This is a genomic window from Nordella sp. HKS 07 (assembly GCF_011046735.1).
GTDB lineage: Bacteria > Pseudomonadota > Alphaproteobacteria > Rhizobiales > Aestuariivirgaceae > Taklimakanibacter.
The window spans coordinates 1,829,869-1,847,360 of the sequence record NZ_CP049258.1 but is presented as its reverse complement, the minus strand read 5'-3'; the positions used below and the strand labels follow the sequence as shown (position 1 = coordinate 1,847,360).

Annotated in this window: 18 protein-coding genes; 1 reads left to right on the top strand and 17 read right to left on the bottom strand. The window is 63.3% G+C overall.

Annotated features, from left to right (window positions below; all coding sequences use genetic code 11):
- Positions 1 to 216: 216 nt before the first annotated feature.
- The 7 genes from G5V57_RS08685 to phnC form a co-directional block, all read right to left on the bottom strand.
- Complete coding sequence (locus tag G5V57_RS08685; protein ID WP_165167121.1) at positions 217 to 870, bottom strand: chloramphenicol acetyltransferase; 654 nt, start codon at positions 868 to 870, stop codon at positions 217 to 219.
- Complete coding sequence (phnN, locus tag G5V57_RS08680) at positions 836 to 1,432, bottom strand: phosphonate metabolism protein/1,5-bisphosphokinase (PRPP-forming) PhnN (protein WP_165167120.1); 597 nt, start codon at positions 1,430 to 1,432, stop codon at positions 836 to 838. The genes G5V57_RS08685 and phnN overlap by 35 nt, the downstream gene beginning before the upstream one ends.
- Before the next feature lie 5 nt (positions 1,433 to 1,437).
- Positions 1,438 to 2,583 carry an alpha-D-ribose 1-methylphosphonate 5-triphosphate diphosphatase gene (locus tag G5V57_RS08675; protein WP_165167119.1) on the bottom strand — a complete coding sequence of 382 codons (1,146 nt, stop codon included), beginning with the start codon at positions 2,581 to 2,583 and terminating at the stop codon, positions 1,438 to 1,440.
- Positions 2,580 to 3,302, bottom strand: coding sequence for a DUF1045 domain-containing protein (locus G5V57_RS08670; protein WP_165167118.1), 723 nt, complete (start codon positions 3,300 to 3,302; stop codon positions 2,580 to 2,582). Before G5V57_RS08670 ends, G5V57_RS08675 begins: the two co-directional genes overlap by 4 nt.
- The gene (gene phnE, locus G5V57_RS08665) at positions 3,299 to 4,093 is read right to left on the bottom strand and encodes a phosphonate ABC transporter, permease protein PhnE (RefSeq protein WP_165167117.1); all 795 of its coding nucleotides are present in this window, start codon (positions 4,091 to 4,093) and stop codon (positions 3,299 to 3,301) included. The genes G5V57_RS08670 and phnE overlap by 4 nt, the downstream gene beginning before the upstream one ends.
- A gap of 184 nt (positions 4,094 to 4,277) precedes the next feature.
- Positions 4,278 to 5,279, bottom strand: a complete 1,002-nt coding sequence (gene phnD, locus G5V57_RS08660) for a phosphonate ABC transporter substrate-binding protein (protein WP_165167116.1) — start codon at positions 5,277 to 5,279, stop codon at positions 4,278 to 4,280.
- A 37-nt stretch (positions 5,280 to 5,316) separates the two neighbouring features.
- Positions 5,317 to 6,165 (bottom strand): phosphonate ABC transporter ATP-binding protein, encoded by an 849-nt coding sequence (gene phnC, locus G5V57_RS08655; RefSeq protein ID WP_206530233.1) that lies wholly within the window; start codon positions 6,163 to 6,165, stop codon positions 5,317 to 5,319.
- Positions 6,166 to 6,311: 146 nt separating this feature from the next.
- Here phnC and G5V57_RS08650 point away from each other — a divergent pair, with 146 nt between their 5' ends.
- Positions 6,312 to 6,671, top strand: coding sequence for a nuclear transport factor 2 family protein (locus G5V57_RS08650; RefSeq protein ID WP_165167115.1), 360 nt, complete (start codon positions 6,312 to 6,314; stop codon positions 6,669 to 6,671).
- Between the two features lie 482 nt (positions 6,672 to 7,153).
- On the opposite strand, the gene G5V57_RS08645 is transcribed toward G5V57_RS08650, so the two are convergent.
- The 10 genes from G5V57_RS08645 to G5V57_RS08600 all read right to left on the bottom strand — a co-directional run bounded on the left by G5V57_RS08645 (position 7,154) and on the right by G5V57_RS08600 (position 17,291).
- The gene (locus G5V57_RS08645; RefSeq protein ID WP_165167114.1) at positions 7,154 to 8,200 is read right to left on the bottom strand and encodes an IS5 family transposase; all 1,047 of its coding nucleotides are present in this window, start codon (positions 8,198 to 8,200) and stop codon (positions 7,154 to 7,156) included.
- Between the two features lie 199 nt (positions 8,201 to 8,399).
- On the bottom strand, positions 8,400 to 9,089 hold the full coding sequence (phnL, locus tag G5V57_RS08640) for a phosphonate C-P lyase system protein PhnL (protein WP_165167113.1): 690 nt from the start codon (positions 9,087 to 9,089) through the stop codon (positions 8,400 to 8,402).
- A 4-nt stretch (positions 9,090 to 9,093) separates the two neighbouring features.
- Positions 9,094 to 9,867, bottom strand: coding sequence for a phosphonate C-P lyase system protein PhnK (gene phnK / locus G5V57_RS08635; RefSeq protein ID WP_165167112.1), 774 nt, complete (start codon positions 9,865 to 9,867; stop codon positions 9,094 to 9,096).
- Positions 9,864 to 10,700, bottom strand: coding sequence for an alpha-D-ribose 1-methylphosphonate 5-phosphate C-P-lyase PhnJ (locus G5V57_RS08630; protein ID WP_165167111.1), 837 nt, complete (start codon positions 10,698 to 10,700; stop codon positions 9,864 to 9,866). The genes phnK and G5V57_RS08630 overlap by 4 nt, the downstream gene beginning before the upstream one ends.
- Positions 10,697 to 11,779: a carbon-phosphorus lyase complex subunit PhnI gene (locus G5V57_RS08625; protein ID WP_165167110.1), complete on the bottom strand. Its 1,083-nt coding sequence runs from the start codon at positions 11,777 to 11,779 to the stop codon at positions 10,697 to 10,699. Before G5V57_RS08625 ends, G5V57_RS08630 begins: the two co-directional genes overlap by 4 nt.
- Positions 11,779 to 12,378, bottom strand: coding sequence for a phosphonate C-P lyase system protein PhnH (gene phnH / locus G5V57_RS08620; RefSeq protein WP_165167109.1), 600 nt, complete (start codon positions 12,376 to 12,378; stop codon positions 11,779 to 11,781). Before phnH ends, G5V57_RS08625 begins: the two co-directional genes overlap by 1 nt.
- Complete coding sequence (gene phnG, locus G5V57_RS08615; protein ID WP_165167108.1) at positions 12,368 to 12,838, bottom strand: phosphonate C-P lyase system protein PhnG; 471 nt, start codon at positions 12,836 to 12,838, stop codon at positions 12,368 to 12,370. Before phnG ends, phnH begins: the two co-directional genes overlap by 11 nt.
- Positions 12,839 to 12,920: 82 nt before the next feature.
- Entirely contained in the window at positions 12,921 to 13,892 is a 972-nt protein-coding gene (locus tag G5V57_RS08610) for an HlyD family secretion protein (protein WP_165167107.1), read from the bottom strand.
- Complete coding sequence (locus tag G5V57_RS08605; RefSeq protein ID WP_165167106.1) at positions 13,879 to 16,197, bottom strand: ABC transporter permease; 2,319 nt, start codon at positions 16,195 to 16,197, stop codon at positions 13,879 to 13,881. The genes G5V57_RS08610 and G5V57_RS08605 overlap by 14 nt, the downstream gene beginning before the upstream one ends.
- Positions 16,194 to 17,291: an HlyD family secretion protein gene (locus G5V57_RS08600; RefSeq protein WP_246737574.1), complete on the bottom strand. Its 1,098-nt coding sequence runs from the start codon at positions 17,289 to 17,291 to the stop codon at positions 16,194 to 16,196. The genes G5V57_RS08605 and G5V57_RS08600 overlap by 4 nt, the downstream gene beginning before the upstream one ends.
- Positions 17,292 to 17,492 lie beyond the last annotated feature (201 nt).

Sequence of the window (17,492 nt, the reverse complement as noted above, 5' to 3'; positions counted from 1 at the left end):
TATAATCGGGGCCTTCCGAGCGTCAAGGGCCGGGCGGCGCGTCCGACGTTGCATCTCCGTGCATCGGGACGGTAATGGTAACGGCGGCCACCGTGGCCAGGGCCATCCAGGGTCTGGAGAGGAGAAAATTGCCTGCAAATCCCTGCTAATCCCTGCAATTCCTCTGTAAATTCGGCTGTTTTTCCGCTGTTGTTCTGAGCCTGTATTCGCTGCTTTTCAAAGAGAGCCTACGCCCGCCCGCAAAGGTTGTGCATCGGACGTTTCATATTTCTCGAGAAAGGGTTCCGCCGACAGCGCGCGGAAATCGGGCAGCGCCTGGCGCAAGGTTTCGTGGTCCCAATCCCACCAGGCGAGTTCCTGAAAACGGTCGGCGATCTCTTGCGGGTGGCGCCATTTGATGAACCGGGCCGGCGAGCCGGCAACGATGGCATAGGGCGGCACGTTCTTGGTGACGACCGAAGCTGAGCCGACGATGGCGCCATGGCCGATGGTCACGCCCTTCATGATCACCGAGCCATGGCCGATCCAGGTGTCGTGGCCGAGCGTCACCGGGCGCGAGCGTCGCCAGTCGAACAGCGCCTGCTCGCTCTGCTCCTGCGGCCAGTAATATTCCGAGCGGTACATGAAGTGATGCAGGGAAGCACGCTGATAGGGATGCTCGCTTGGATTGAGGCGCACGAAAGCCGCGACATTGGCGAATTTGCCGAGCGTCGAATAGGCGATGTCGGCATAGCGGTCGGTGTAGCTGTAATCGCCGAAGACGCTCTCGATGATACGGGCGCCGGCGCCGATCTCGACAAAGCGGCCGAGCGTCGAGCCGGTGACGATAGCACCTTCATGCAGAAAGGGCTGGGCAGACAACGTCGGCATAGGAGTCCCTGGAGAAATGCAGAAGCGCCAAAGTGAAGCCGCAAGTGGCGGCTTCGAGCGTGCTGTCATTGACGATGGTGATGGTCTCGATCTGCGTGTCGTATCGCGGCGCGTCGCGGGCGATGCGCGCGGCGATGTCTGCCGGCGCCTCGCGGCCGCGTCGCGCCAGCCTGGCCGCGATCACGTCGGCTGGCGCCGTGACATTCAGGACGGCGACATTGGAGAATTTCCCGGCTGCCTCGGTGATGACGGCGCGCGAGACATTGACTGCGGCGGTGCGGCCCGCTTTGAGTTCGTCGACGAGGGAAACCGGAATGCCGTAATTGAGGCCATGCGCCTGCCAGGACAGAGCGAAGCGGCCCTGCGCCTCGGCGGCCAGGAACTCATCGACGGTCAGGCTGTCATGCGCTTCCGTTTCGTCGTGGCTCGGCCGCGTGATGACGCGGCGCGGAAAGACGATATGACGGTCGGCGGCGAGGCTTCGCGCCGCTTCGCGCAACAGGCTGTCCTTGCCGGCGCCCGAGGGGCCGATGACCAGAACCAGTCTTCCCGCGTTTGCCATGGCGCTCAGAGAACACGCTCGCCGGCGCGCCAGACCGAGCGCACCACCGGGTGCTTGTCGACGAGCCGCACCTCGATCAGATCGGCGCGCTTGCCCGCGGCGATCTCGCCACGGTCGTCGAGACCCATCACGCGGGCCGGGTTGCGCGAAACGACATTCACCGCTTCCGGCAGGCTGATGCCCGGCGCATTGTCCGGCAGAGCGAAGGCCGCGTGCAGCAGGCTCGCCGGCACATAGTCCGAAGACATGAGATCGAGGCAGCCCGCTTTGGCCACATCGGCGGTCGGGATGTTGCCCGAATGCGAGCCGCCGCGCACCAGATTGGGGGCGCCCATCAGCACGGCCAAACCGCTTTCATGCGCGGCGCGGGCGGCGTTTTCGGTGGTCGGGAACTCGGCGATCGACACGCCATCGGCAATCGCCTCGGCGACATGCGTTTCGGTCGCATCGTCATGGCTGGCAAGCTTCAATCCCCTGGACGCCGCAAGATTGACTATGGCGCGGCGGTTGCGCTCGGAATGAAGCTGGTTGAGCTCGCGCCGTTCGCCGATGAAAATCTCGAGCCGCTCGGGGCTCATGATGCCCTTGCCCAGATAATATTCGCGGAACTTGTCGATGCTGACGAATTGCCGCTCACCCGGCGTGTGGTCCATGACGGAGAGCAGCTCGACCAGGCCTCGCTCGACCAGTTCCTCGACCGTGTCGAATGTATCGGGGCAGGGAAGCTCGCAGCGCAGATGCACGCGATGGTCGGCGCGCAGGATACTAGCGGCGCGCGCCTCGCTGATCGCGTTGGAGAGCTGATCATTGGCGCGGCGCAGACCGCCCGCTTCCGAATCGAATGTGCCGGCACGCAAGGCGTCAAAGACGGTGGTGATGCCGGCGGCGGCGATCTGCGCGTCATGGGCGAGAAGAGCGCCGATAGCGGGCCAGCTCACGCCGGGGCGTGGACGATAGTGGCTTTCGAGATGATCGGTATGCAGCTCGACCAGGCCAGGCAGCAGATAGGCACCCTCGAGATCGACATCGGCTTTGGCCGTCGGCGTCGCACTGATATCCGCAATTTGGCCGTCCCGGACGAGGACCGAGCCCTCGATAGTCTCATCCGCCGTCACGATCTTCGCGTTGTTGAAGATCCTTTCCTTCGTCATCTCACACCCAGTTTCCACAGTTCCGGCCAGATCGTCTCCGCCTTGCCGGTGAGGGCGAAACGCTCCTCGGCCCGAAAGACTGCTGCCTTCTCGGCCTCGCAAAAGATGGTGATCGCATCGAGCCTGACCGGCACGCCGATGACGGGCGCGAAATGCTGCTCGGCTCCTTTTTTCAGGCTCGCCATGTCGGCGGGCGTCAGCTTATTACTGAGGGTCATATGGAAACGGAACTGATCCAGCACATGGGGGTAGCCCCAATTGAGCAGGAGGCGGCCCTGGCGATGGCTGAGACCTGAGCGATGGCGGCGTTGAATTTCATCGGGGAGGAGAGTGCCTCGAAAGCCGTCGAAATCCATGACGCAGCAGGCGGCGAGCTCATGCAGATGTTCGGTCTCGCTGTCGGGCACCAAAGCAAGGAAGCCGTCGAGCGCGGCCAGCCTGAGCTTCGGCAACATCACCGGCGCCTGGCGGCGGGCGAATTCCTTGGCGAAGGCGGTGAGATCGTCGCGGCTCTTGCCGGGGGCAAGCTCGAACGGCGCCTTCAGCGTGGCATGGAAACCATAGCGGCGTGGCTCGGTGGTGAGGCCCGCGATGTTTGCGATCGCCGGCTGTCCTGGCGCGGCTCCCGTCCAGGCGTCGCGGCCGAGCCAGTTCGCTCCCAGGGCATGGAACAGCGTGTCCGGGCATGGAGCGTAGTAAAGAGCGTAGCGGGCGGTCATATCAGCACCTTGCGCAGGCGCTGCGAGATCATGTCGATGATGGCGACGGTGATCACGACAACGATCATGATCGCGGCGGTCTCGCCATAATAAAAGCCGCGGATATTCTCGAAAAGGAGCTGGCCGATGCCGCCGGCGCCGACAATGCCGAGCACGGTGGCGCCGCGTACATTGGATTCGAAGCGATAGAGGCCGTAGCTCAGCCATAGCGGCATCACTTGCGGGATGATGCCGTAGATGACTTCCTGAAGCCTGGTGGCGCCGGTGGCGCGGATGCCCTCGACCGGGCGCGGATCGGAGGCTTCAACCGCTTCCGAGAACAGCTTCGAGACGATGCCGAGATTGTGGACGAAGACGGCCATCACGCCGGCGAAGGGGCCTAAGCCCACGGCAACGACGAAGAGCACGGCGAAGACGAGCTCGTTGATGGCACGGCAGGCATCCATCAGCCGGCGCACCGGCTGAACGATCCAGACCGGCGCCACATTGTTGGAGGAAAGGAGGGCGAAGGGAATGCCGAAGAGCACGGCGAGAAATGTGCCCCAGACGGCGATATGGACGGTGATCAGCATCTCGCTGACATAAAGTTTCCAGTCGGCGAAGTTGGGCGACAGAAAGCCTGAGGCATAGCGCGCCATATTGCCGGCATCGGTGACGAGCAGTGGCGCGCGATAGATCTCGGCCGGATAGAAGCTCCAGGCCAGCAGCACAGCGAGGATCGACCAGAAGGCCAGGCGCCCATAGCGCTGCGCCACCGGTACAGGAGGAATATGGATCGCGGTCGTGGTCATCGTCGCATCAAACACTTTCAAATTTCCCATTCTCCCGCTTGCGGGAGAGGGTGCTCGAAGGGCGGATGAGGGTGTCGTCGTGACGCCCGCCATCTGCGGAACATTCAGAAGTCGCTATTTCGATCTGTTCGAATTTCCAAAAAAGTGCGGGAGGGACGTGCCCTCCCGCCAGTCCGGGGGAGGATCAGGTCTGTGGGACTTCCGCCATGAGCTTCTGGAATTCGGCCTTCTTGGCTTCGAGCTCCTTGAGCTTGGCGTCCTTGTCGGCCTGGCTCAGCTGCTCGTCGGCCTTGACCTTGTTCATGGCCTTGGAGATTTCCAGAATGCGGATCGGATAGAGCTGCGCGTCGGATGAGGGTTTGAAAGGCGCCCAGTTGAGCTTCTTGAGATTATCGCGCGCCGTCTTCACTTCATCGACCGAACCCTGGCGGCCATAGGTCATGAAGAAGGAAAGCAGCTTGTCCTTGGTCGGCTGGTCGAGATCCTTGCGCCAGACGATGGGATCGGACGGGATCAGCGGCGAGCGCCAGATTTCCTTGATCTTCTTCAACTCTTCCGGATGCGACTTGGCGAAGTTGCGCATATTCTCGGTGTTGTTGGTGGCGAAGTCGACCTGCTTGTTCACCACCGCCATGAGATTGGTTTCATGGTTGGCGTTGGTGACGGTCTTGTAGCAATTCTTCGGATCGACATTATGGGCGCCGAAGACGAACACCGACGGGACGAGGAAGCCCGAGGTCGAGTTCGGATCGCCATTGCCGAAGCTCATGCTCTTGTCGCACTTCAAGACGTCGTCGAGCGTGTTGATATTGGTGTTGTCGACATTGGTGACGAGGAGCGACCAGTAGCCGGGATTGCCCTCGACATCGACGGACTGGGCGAAGACCTCGCCATCGGCGCGGTCGACCGCCTCCATCGCGGATTTATTACCGTACCAGGCCACCTGCACCTTGCCGAAGCGCATACCTTCGATGATGCCGGCATAGTCGGAGGCGAAGAATGGATTGATCTTGACCCCGGTCTGCTTCTCGAGGTCGGTGAGGAACGGGGTCCAATATTGTTTCAGATTCTGCGTCGACTCGGTCGATATGATGCCGAAATTGATCTCCGTAGTCTCCGCATAGGCGGCGGTGGCCATGAAGGCGGCGGCCGCCATCGTGGCAAGCGGTCTTGCGATCCATCTCATCTGACTTCTCCTGATACGTAATGTTTTCTTGACGCGACTATGCGGCGGCGGCGGCCGTGAGCCCTTCCAGCATGGAGGAAGGCCTGCGGACTTCGCCCGCATCGGGAAGGATCAGCTCTTCACTGGCCGATCCATAAATCTGGCGGAGGCGTTCATTCGAAAGTTGGGTGCTCGGGCCGTCGAAGACGACCTGGCCCGCCTGCATGGCGATGGTGCGCGGGCAGAAGCGGCGGGCATATTCAACCTGGTGGAGCGCTACGACGACGGTGATGCCGTCCTGGCGGTTGATGGTCTCGAGCGTCTCCATGACCCGGCGGGCCGAGGCGGGGTCGAGGGAAGCGATGGGTTCATCGGCCAGGAGGACGCGCGCGCCCTGGACCAGAGCGCGGGCGATGGCAGCGCGCTGCTGCTGGCCGCCCGACAATGTCGAAGCACGCTGACGCGCCGTCTCGGCGATACCGACACGCGTCAACGCCACCATGGCGGCTTGCTGTTCGGCGAGCGGGAAGGCGCCGACGGTGCCGCGCCAGGCCGGAATCTTGGCGAGAACGCCGGTCAGCACATTGGTGAGCACCGACATCCGGCCGACGAGATTGAACTGCTGGAAAATGACACCGATCTCGCGGCGGATATCGCGCACATTGGCGGCCATGCGGCCTTGTGTCTGGACAAGGCGGCTATGAACGGAGATGCCGCACCCGTCAGCCTTGTCGGCGGTGACGAGGCCGGCGATGTGGCGGATGAGAGTAGACTTGCCGGAACCGGACGCGCCGATGAGCGCGACCATCTCGCCTTGGCCGATGCTCAGTGAAATGTCGTCCAGGCCGCGCTTGCCGCTGCTGAACGTTTTGCTCAATCGCTCGATACGGATCGCGTCCAACGTCATCCCCTTTATGGTTTCACAACGCGTAGCGACGTTGTGTGACAGTCATCTGAAGGCTTTGTGTCAGTCGGACTAAGGCGGCTGGCCTGTGGAAAAGCACACTCGTTTCACGTAGAGTTCTGCTGATCACGAGCCCGGGAGGAGTTGCGATGGCGGATGCGAAAGTTCATGAACCGGCGCGGGATCCTCAGGATCTGGAGCGGTTTCTGATCGAGCGGCAATGGGCCGGTGACATCGAGGGCATGATGGCGCTCTTTGCATCCGACGCGGTCATCGACACGGGCGCCGGTCCGCCGATCCGCGGGCATGACGCCATCCGAGCGCGCTTCGCCGCCTTTGCCGCCGAAGGTCGGAAATTCGCCAAAGGAAAGCAGAGCCCGGCGGTGATCAATGGCGATCTGGCGCTCACTTCGACGCATCTTCCCGATGGCAGCATCACCGCCGAGGTTGCCCGAAGACAGCCCGACGGCACGTGGCTGTGGGTCATCGATCGCTATTCGGTGACTTGAACGAACCCCCGCCTGGCTCGCTTCGCGGCTATCGGAATCACACATCTTATGTCGGCTGCGCTTATACCCTCGCCCCCGACGGGGAGAGGGAGGGCCCGATGCGAAGCATCGGGACGGTGAGGGGGAAGGGATGTCCGGGGGAAATTCATTGCAGTACGCAAGGCCTTACCTGCTTCCCCTTCTCCCGCTTGCGGGAGAAGGTGGCCGAAGGCCGAATGAGGGTGTTCTCTCAGCCTCTTTGCAACCACAAGCGTGGGAAGTGTCGAGGCTTTGTTATCTTGATCTTTTGAAGAGTGTAGCGAGCTGAAACAACACCCTCATCCGCACTATCGGGCACCTTCTCCCGCAAGCGAGACCTTTGCGGAAGTGGTCGGATTGCGGCTGGAGAGGGGAATGGAGTTTTTTCGCGCGCCCGATTGGGCGGTGGGAACTTGCAATGCCCGGCGGGAGATGCCCCGTATGAGGTATTTTGGTTGCCGGGGTCATGCACTGAGCACCGCCAGGCGCTTGAGATTGATCGCGGTACACAGCATCGCGAAGTGACCAGCGTTCCTCACAAGCCCGATGTAGCGCACCCGCCGCCATCCCATCAGACGCTTGGCAATGGCGAAGACCCGCTCGACAGCGCTACGACGACGCGAGATGCCCTTGTTGCGTTGAACTTGGCGCTTGCTCAGCGGATGGTGCCTGTTGGGACGGTGAGCAATGCGATCATTGGCCCCGGCAGCCTTGAGGGCCGCGCGGCGTGCCTTGGTGTCATAGCCCTTGTCGGCGTAGAGCGCCCGCTCATCGCCCATGATCAGCGCATCACCCATAGTCGTATCAGCCACCGAGGCGGTGGTGAGAACACAGCGACGGATGATGCCCGAGCCCAGGTCGACCGCCACATGGCCTTTGTAGCCAAAGTAGCGCTTGTGGCCCTTCTTGGCCCAGCTCGCCTCAGGATCGGTCGGGCTGAGGATGAGTTTGCTTGCCGGCCGTTCGCCTTTGGGCCCGGCCTTGTCCTGCTGCGGGGCTTGATCGCTGGCGGGTGCCGGCGCCGGTGTCTTGTCTTCCTTCGGCTTCTCGGGCCGCTTCACATGGGCTTCGACCAGCGTCGCATCGATGATCGTGCCCTGGCGCAGCAGCAGTCCCTTGGCATCAATCTGAAGGTTCACAACTTCAAACACCGCCTCGCTCAGGCCCCTCGTCGCCAGCTCCGTGCGAAACCGGCTGATCGTCGAGTGATCCGGCGTGTCTTCACCCAAAGCCAAGCCGACAAAGCGGCGGAACGACAATCTATCGATCAGCGCTTCCTCAAGGCCTGGATCCGACAGCGAATACCATTGCTGCAGCAAAAGAGCCTTCAGCATCAGCAGTGGCGGGTAGCCGGGCGCGCCATAGGGCGAGCCGCGCATCGGCGCGAGCAAGGTGTCGATCTGGCCCCAATCGATCAGGCTCTGCACCCGATCAAGTGTCTCGCCCGAGCGGCTCGGCTGCTTCGCCAGAGCATCAGCCAGGCTAAACTGACCAGTCACGCGTGTCGGCATGCGTCGACCCCCTGTTCCTCTCCCCAGAGAATCACAGATGCCCCACTTCTGCAAAGGTCTCGCAAGCGGGAGAAGGGGAATGAAGTTGAGTTCTGAGTCTCGTTCGAGATGACGTGTCTCGAATCCCATTCTTACGTAATCTTTTCTGGCATGTCGCGAGTTTCTCCGGACAGCCCTCCAGCAGGCGGAGAGGGGATTGCTAGGCGGCGCGGCCGAGATCGAATTCGCGGGTGCAGACGGCCTTGCGGTCGGCCGCGTCATGGAAAATGCCGATGATGGCGCTGCCTTGGGCGCGGGCCTCGTCGATCATGGCGAGGACGCGCGCCTTGTTCTCCTGGTCGAGCGAGGCGGTCGGCTCGTCGAGCAGCAGGATCGGATAGGCGGCCGCGAAGCCGCGGGCAATATTCACGCGCTGCTGCTCGCCGCCCGAGAAGGTCATCGGCGACAGGCTCCACAGGCGTTCGGGGATATTGAGCCGGCCGAGCAGATGGCCGGCGCGTTCGCGCGCTTCATCGGGTGCCACGCCGCGCTCGAGCAAAGGCTCGGCTACGATATCGAGCGCCGGCACGCGCGGGATGACGCGCAGGAACTGGGTGACATAACCGATGGTGCGCCGGCGCGCCTGCAGCACCTCGCGCGGCTCGGCATCAGCGAGATCGATCCAAGCTCCATCATGGCGGACGAGGATTTCGCCCTGGCCCGCCTTGTAGGTGCCGTAGATGAGCTTGAGCAGCGAGCTTTTGCCCTTGCCCGAGGGACCGGTCACGGCAAGCGCTTCGCCTTCGGCAAGCTCGAGATTAAGATCGTCGAAGACGGGAATGCGCGCACCGCCCTGCAGATGCAGGCGGAACTGTTTGGCGAGATTTTTTATCTTGAGAACGGCGCGCATCGGATCACACCTGCAGGACGGAAGAGACGAGAAGCTGCGTATAAGGCGCCTGCGGATCCTCGAGCACCTGGTCGGTGAGGCCGGTCTCGATGACCCTGCCCTGCTGCATGACGAGAATGCGGGTGGAGAGAAGACGCGCCACCGCGAGGTCATGCGTCACGATGATGACCGAGAGGCCCAAAGTGCGCACGAGGCCGCGCAAGAGATCGAGCAGGCGGGCCTGGACCGAGACGTCGAGGCCGCCCGTCGGCTCGTCCATGAAAACGAGACGTGGCGCCGTGACCAGATTGCGGGCGATCTGCAGGCGCTGGCGCATGCCGCCCGAATAATTGCGTGGGCTGTCATCGATGCGATCACCCGATATCTCGACGCGGTTGAGCCAGTCGAGTGCTGAGGAGCGGATGCGGCCATAATGGCGCTCGCCCACCGCCATCAGGCGCTCGCCGACATTGGCGCCGGCCGAGACGCCCATGCGCAAGCCTTCGCGCGGATCCTGATGCACGAAGCCCCAATCAGTCCGCATCAAAAAGCGGCGCTCGGCCTCGCTGAGGTCGGACAGGGATTCCGTGCGTCCGTCGCGCAACGAATAGAGCACGCGGCCGGCGGCAGGCGCGATCTGCATCGAGAGACATTTGAGCAAGGTCGTCTTGCCGGAGCCCGATTCCCCGACGATGGCCAGGACCTCGCCCGGCCACAGCTCGAAGCTCACTCTGTCGCAGGCGACGCGTCCGTCATAGAGCTTGGTGATATTTTCAGCGGTGAGCAATGGTCCGGTCATGCCGCTGTCTCCTGCGCCTTGCGGCAGTGGTCGGTATCGGAGCAGACGAACATGCGCTTGCCTTTGTCGTCGAGAATGATCTCGTCGAGATAGGTGGCGGTCGAGCCGCACAGCGCGCAAGGCTCTTCCCATTTCTGCACGCTGAAGGGATGGTCCTCGAAATCGAGGCTCTTCACCTGCGTATAGGGCGGCAACGCATAGATGCGCTTCTCGCGGCCGGCGCCGAAAAGCTGCAGAGCGGCGCAATCATCGAGCTTGGGATTGTCGAATTTCGGGATCGGCGAGGGATCGAAGACATAGCGCCCATTCACCTTGGCCGGATAGGCATAGGCTGTGGCGATATGGCCGTGGCGCGCAATGTCCTCGTAGAGCTTCACATGCATGATGCCGTACTCCTCGAGCGCATGCATCTTGCGCGTCTCGGTCTCGCGCGGCTCGAGGAAGCGCAACGGTTCGGGAATCGGCACCTGATAGACGAGGATCTGGTCCTCGCGCAGCTTGGCCTCAGGAATGCGGTGACGCGTCTGGATGATCGAGGCCTTATCGGTCTCCTCGGTCGTCGCCACGCCGGCGGTGCGCACGAAGAATTTGCGGATGCTGACCGCATTGGTGGTGTCGTCGGCGCCCTGGTCGATCACTTTCAGCGTGTCATCGGGGGTCAGGATCGAAGCCGTCACCTGGACGCCGCCGGTGCCCCAGCCATAGGGCATCGGCATTTCGCGGCTGGCGAAGGGCACCTGATAGCCCGGAATGGCCACCGCCTTCAGCAGCGCCCGGCGGATCATGCACTTCGTCTGTTCGTTGAGGTAAGCGAAGTTGTAGCCGGTGGTCATTCCGCCGCCTCCAGATCAAGGCCAAGTGCCTCGCGGCGCAGGCGCCTCAGCAATTCGAGCTCGGCCTGGAAATCCACATAATGCGGCAGCTTAAGGTGCTCGACGAAGCCGGTCGCCTGTACATTGTCGGCATGCGAGAGGACGAACTCCTCATCCTGGGCAGGTGCCGTCTGCTCCTCGTCGAGCTCGCGCGCGCGCAACGCCCGGTCGACCAGCGCCATCGACATGGCCTTGCGCTCGCATTGGCCGAAGCTCAAGCCATAGCCACGGGTAAATTGCGGCGGCACGCTGCCTGAGCCCTTGAACTGATTGATCATCTCGCATTCGGTGATGTCGATCGCGCCGATCTCGATCTCGAAGCCGAGCTCCTCGGGCGTGAAGCTGACGCTTACCTCGCCATAGCGGATCTCGCCGGCGAAGGGATGAGAGCGGCCATAACCGCGCTGGGTCGAATAACCGAGTGCCAACAGGAAGCCTTCATCGCCGCGCACCAGGCTCTGCAGGCGCAGATCGCGCTCAGCCGGAAAGGCCAGGGGATCACGGGTGAGATCGCCTGGCTCGGCGGTGTCGGCGGAGGCGGTCTCGATCAGTCCTTCGGCGCCGATCAGGTCGAGGACGCGCGGCATGGTGCGGTCGAGATCGGCGGGACCCATTTCGGCCGGCGCGGGGGCAACCTCGCTCTCCTCGAGCTCGAGCAGGCGATGGGTGTAATCGAAGGTCGGCCCTAGAATCTGGCCGCCCGGCATGTCCTTGAAGGCGGCCGAGATGCGCCGGCGGATCCGCATGCTGGAGGTCTCGATCGGGACTGAATAGCCGAAGCGCGGCAACGTGGTGCGTGACGCGCGGATAAGGAAGATAGCCTCGATGAGATCGCCGCGCGCCTGTTTGATCGCAACGCCTGCGAGCTCGCGGTCATAGAGCGAGCCTTCGGTCATCACCCGGTCGACGGCAAGAGTGAGCTGCGCGCCGATCTGCTCGGGCGTGATTTCTGGAATAGTGGGATCGCCCCGGCGCTCTTCCGCCAGCAGGCGATGTGCCGCATCGATCGCCTTCTCTCCGCCTTTGACCGCGACATACATCAGGCCTGACCCTCTCTCTTTATATGTGTCGAACGCGGCAGCGCCGCGATTTCCCGGGGCGCAGCGAAGTAGACGTCGACGCCCAGAGGAAAAAGCTGGTGGTTGTCGTCCATCAGCGTCCAGAAACGCGAATCGAGGCCGCAGGTGGTGAAATGGCGCCGATCCTTGATGCCCGGTCCTTCGAGCGTCAGCATCTCACCGCCAAAGTCGGTGAGCTGAATGATGAGTGTCGCCGAGGCATCGGGATATTCGGCATTGCCGCGATCGGCATGAGCAAGCGCCTCGGCGGCTGAAGCGGGTGTGCAGAGGAGGAAGCTCGCCTGTGTCATCGCGCTCTCGATGCGTGCGCCGGTATGGAAGCGCAGATAATCCGTGACCGGGGCTTGCCTGAGCGTCTCGTCGAGCCAGAGCGGCGTGTCATAGTCGCACAAGGTCAGGCAGATCGCGGCGGTGGAGGCGAAAAGCGGTGCCGGCGCCTCGAAGTCCGGCGTCAATGCCAGGACGCGGCCGGGCTGCGCCATGGCGTCGAGCATTTGACGGAAAGCTTGCGCGCTGCCGCGGGCCTGATCGGGGAAACCGCTCAAGAGTTCAGTCGACATCGCCCCTCACCATCGTAAAGAAGTCCACTTTCGTCGCCGCGTTCTTGAGTGCGATCCAGCGCTCACGCTCGGCGCGTTCGCGCGCCAGCGGGTTGATCACCGCTTCCGTCAGATGTGCATTCTCGGGCCCTTGCAGCAAAGCATCGCAGACCGCGGCGCTCACCGCATGCTCATGCGAGCGGCCCATCACGAAAGCATGGCCAACCGTGCCGTCGCCGAGGCGGATGCTGCAGCGGGTTAAGGTGGCTTCGCCGACATTGAAGGGGCTTCCGGTACCACCCTGGCGGCCGCGCAGCATCACGAGGCCGGTCTCGGGCTTGCGCAAGTAAGTGAAGCGGGGATGGCGGTCGCGTGGAAAAAGCGCGTCGAGGCGCTCTTTCCTGGCGCCGGCGAGCAGCGACATCCAGGTCTGTCGCGCCGATGTTTCATTCTTGGATGGGGAGGGATCGTCGAGAGCCATGGGGCTATCAAACAGCCCATTGTAAAAGTACTGTGACAGTTCGCAGAGCTTTATGTGGACGGAGCCATGCAGTTACGACCGGCTATCGTATGAGGCGCACCGTCATGCCGGGTTGAAATTCGCCCCAGTCGCTCTGCAGATCGAGACGCAGGCGCAGCGTGTTGCGATCATGGTCGCCGACCGTGCGTTCGGCCTGCCACGTCGCGAAGGGGCCCAGCGGCATGAGCTCGCTCACCACTGCCTGAGTCACGCCCTCCTTGCCCATCCGCTCGACATTGACAGCCGAGCCGATGGTCAGACCGCGCAATGCGTCCTCGCGCAAATTGATGGACAACCAGGGTTTGCCGTCCGCCTCGATGGCCAATATCGGTTCGCCGGCGCGCACCGCCTCGCCGATCTCGCCGACGATCACGCTGACGGTCCCATCGGCTGGGGCCCGCAGAATGGTTTTATCCAGCCGGCGTTCGAGCATGGCGAGAGTCGCCCCGGCGGCATGGACCTGCGCATCGGCGATCTGACGCTCCTCAGATGTTGGGCCGGCCACCGCCGCTGCGTGCTCGGCCTGTGCCTCGGCCAAGGCGGCCTGGGCCGTCGCGACATTCTTGTTGGTCTCGTCAAGCGCTTGCTGTGAAGCGAAATCGCGCGAGACCAGATAGGTAGAGCGATCGAGCTCTTTCTGGAAATAGCTCAGATTGGACTGAGCCTTGGCGATCTCGTCAGCCAAGACGGCGACCTCCTCGGCGCGTACTCCTGCATAGACATGATCGCGCTCGGCACGGGCGGCAGCGAGAGCGGCGCGAGCCTGCCCGACCGAAGCCGTCAGTTCGAGTGCCGATAGTTCGGCCACAATATCACCCGCTGCGACGTGATCGCCCTTGTGGACCTTGATCGTCGCCAGTTGACCGCCCACCTCCGGCGCCACACGCAATTGAGTGGCGCGGACCACGCCCAAGACCGGCGCCGGTTCCGCCGACGGCCACAGGGCATATCCGGCCACGGCGCCCGCGAGGATCAGAAGGACGAAGGCAAACTTGCCGATGCTACCCTTTGACATGGTCTCGCCTCAGAAAATAAGCCGAGATGGTCGCCAGCATGAAATAGACGGCGGTCAGGATGGCAAGGTCGCGCCAGTCATGCGCCACTTCCCACAGATTCGCGCCAAGCTGATTGATGCGCACCAGGCCGTCGATCGCGGAATCGGCGGGAAAGATGCGGCCGGCGGCAAGGACCGCGTCCGGAATTGCCTCGCGCGGCCAGGAGAATCCGGCCAGGAAGAACTGCGGCAGACTGGTGGCCAGGAAGATCAGGGTTGGTGTCTCGGGAGATTTGAACCAGGCGCCCGCCATCTGCCCCATGAAACTGGTGGCGAGGATGAAGAGAGACGCCAGCACGGCGAGCTGCGGCAGGTTGCCGAGCGCGGAGAAGCCATAGAGACGCGGCAAGACGATGAGATAGAGGGCGAGTACGGGCAGATAGAGCATCAGATGCGCAATGCCGCGGCCGAGCACATTGGCGAAGGCACTGCCACGAAGCGGCGTGCCCACGGTCATCATGGAGGCGCCGATGAGCAAGGTCTGCTGCAGGATCAGCACGAAGGCCGCCGGCACGATGTAACTCGCATAGCCGCCCACCGGATTGAAGATCGGCTGGAGCAGGATGTCGGCAGGACTGCCCGAGGCAAGTGTCACCCGGGCCAGGCTGCCGTCGCTGCGCGCTCCGGCGAGGGCGACTTCGGAGGAGAGCGCGTTGATCGCAACGGCGATGGCGCCGGCCGTCGATCGGAAGACGAACAGATAGGTGGCGTCCGCATAGACGGGGATATGCGCCTTGTTGCCCTTAAGCACATCGCGTTCGGTGCCGGTCGGAATGCCGACGGCGGCGAATGCCTCGCCGCGTTGAATGACGTCTTGAGCCTCGGCCAATGTACCGACATTAGCCGCCACCCGGATAGCGCCGCTGGCATCGAGAGTCTGCACCAAAGCGCGGCTGAGCTCGCTCAGGTCGTTGTCCACGACGACGATGGGCACCTTGCGCAGGATTTGAGAGAGGTAAGGCTGCGGGTAATAGGCGCCATAGATCAAGGGGGCGAGAAAGAGCAGGGCGAAGGCGCCGCGGGTCGCAAGAACGCGCCGCCATTCCGTGGTGAAGGCCTGGCCCACGCCACGCGGCGGCACCGCGATCGCTTGTGGCGGGCTCGCCTCCTTCTTCCGGGTGGGCCGTTTGGCGATCGCCCACAATCGAAGCAGGGCCAGCAGGTAAAAGCCGATCGCCAGCGCCGCCAGCATGGCGAAAGCATGGGCCGATTGATGAGGCGGCAGCCCGCGCGCCGCCTGGCCCAGCAGCACGGCCATGTACCAGCGCAGGGGCAGGAAAGTGCTCCATCCTTGCGCGAAGGCATTCATGCCGAGGGTCGGAAATCCGACGCCGGCATAACCGAAGGCCGGCGAAACGATAAGGCCGGTGAGGCCCAGTCCGGTGGCGAGGTCGCCGACCAGGAGCTGCAGGAGGGCGCCGAGCGCCAGGTAGCTGACGATCAGCAACATGCCCGCCGCGATCATCATCGCCACATTTCCCTTGAAGGGGATCTGGAACCAGCCCTCGAGGATCAACGCCACCGAGAGCATGATGACGACGAATATGGCGAAGAGCGGCGCCAACTTGCCGGCCAGTGCGATGATCGGGTTGTTGCCGGCGCAGGCGAGCCAGCTGCGCATGCTGCGGCGGCGAAACTCCGGTCCGACCGCATAGCCAGCGGCGATGGTGATCACCACATGGATGACCATGGGCAGCAAAGCGCGCAGCAGGAACTGAGCATAGTTGCGCTGCGGGTTGACGAGCGCGATGGTCTCGGCGACGAGCGATCCGGTGCGCGAAGCCATCGGCGCCATCAAGCGGCCAGGTGCTGCATTGGTCGTCGCTGCGGCGAGGGAGTCGCCCAGCCCCTGTGAGGCGATGCCGGCAGCGGTCAGGAACTGCTGATTATGAAAAGCCACGACCTGCGGGCGGCGTAGCGCCTTCAGATCCCTTTCGAAATTCGCCGGTATATAGATCGCCGCTATGGCTTCCCCGGATCGTACCGCCCGCGCGGCCACGGCCAGGTCGGTGGAGCGCTCGACGATCTTGAGGCCGGGAGCGACCGCCACCTCCTCGATGAAGGCGCGTGAGGTCTCCGAACGGTCGGCATCGACGACCACCGTGCCCAGCTCGCGGATGACCGGATGACTGAAAACCGCGCTCAGCACCAGAAAGGCGAAGAGCGGCACGCCGAAGATCAGGATGAGGGCGACGCGATCATGGAAGAGCCAGCGGCATTCGCGCCGTACGACGAGCCAGAAACCGGGTTTCGCCGGCCGCCTCATTGGCGCGCGCGCCAATCGAGATAGGCGCTCATGCCAGGTCTGAGCTCCGGCACCGGTGTGACCGGATAGGCGCGAATGGCGAATGTGCGCAGGTCAAAATCGCCGGTCGCACGGGTGGCACGCCAGCTCGCATATTCGCCTTTGGTGGCGATCAGCTTCACCTCGACCGGCACCTCCCGGTCGGCAAGCGCGGGAATGCGGACCGTGAACCTGTCGCCTACCTTGATGTCCCGTACGAGATCCTCCCGGAGGTCGAAATGGATCCAGAGGTCGCGGAGATCGATCAGCGTCACCAGGGTGGCGCCGGGAGAGACATATTCGCCCGGTTCGATATTGCGCTGATAGACCTGCGCGGCGACGGGCGCGTAGACGGACATCTGATCGATGATGGATTGCGCCGCGGCGATGTCGGCCGCGGCCTTGTCCACATTGGCCACGGCGATCTGGCGCTCTTCGGCCGTATAGCCATTGACGGCCTGATCATAGGTGGACTGGGCCTGGTCGACGCTGCGTTGGCCCTCATGCAACTCGTCCGACACCTGATCGAGCCTGGATTGCGGGGCGTTGCCGCGCGTCACGAGCTGACTGACCCGGTCGAATGTCTTCTGAGCGAGGATGACGCCCGCCTGCGCCCGCTCGAGCGCCGCCTTGCGCTGCGCGATGACCTCCGCCCGCGTGCCCGCCGCGATATTGGCGAGCTGCGCCTCGGCGACCGCTTTGGCCGCAACGGCCTGTTCGTGCCTGGCGAGCGTCTCGGGATTGTCGATCTTCACCAGAACGGCGCCCGAGTCGACATTCCGGCCCCGCTCGGCCAGTACCTCGCTCACCCGTCCATCGACACGCGCCGCGATGTCGATGCGGGTGGCGTCGACTTCGCCCTGGATGATCAGGGGTTCCGGATGAATGAGATACCAGATCGAAAGCGCGGCGATCGCCAGCGAGACCAGGGCGACAAGGAACGGTGCGATCCAGCCGGAGGCCGGCGCCTTCTTCGGTGGCCGTCGCGGCGACTCCGGGGGAGGGGGCGACGCGGCGCCTGGCTGGCCCGGCGGTTTCATGCGCTCAGTGGGGGGAAGCTCGACTGGCTTTTCCACGGCGACCCTCGGTCGTGACAGGTGGAACCTCCACCCTCAGGCATCATCGGCGGAGTTTTGGCTCAAGGCAATACGGGCGAATGCTCCTAAGCCGACCAGAGCCCAGCCTAGCTTTCAAATGCATCCAAAAAGTCGAAAGTTCAGTGAAATGCCAGTGCGCAACTGGGGATGGAGGTTTTGCGCTGGCGGCCAACTCGTGCT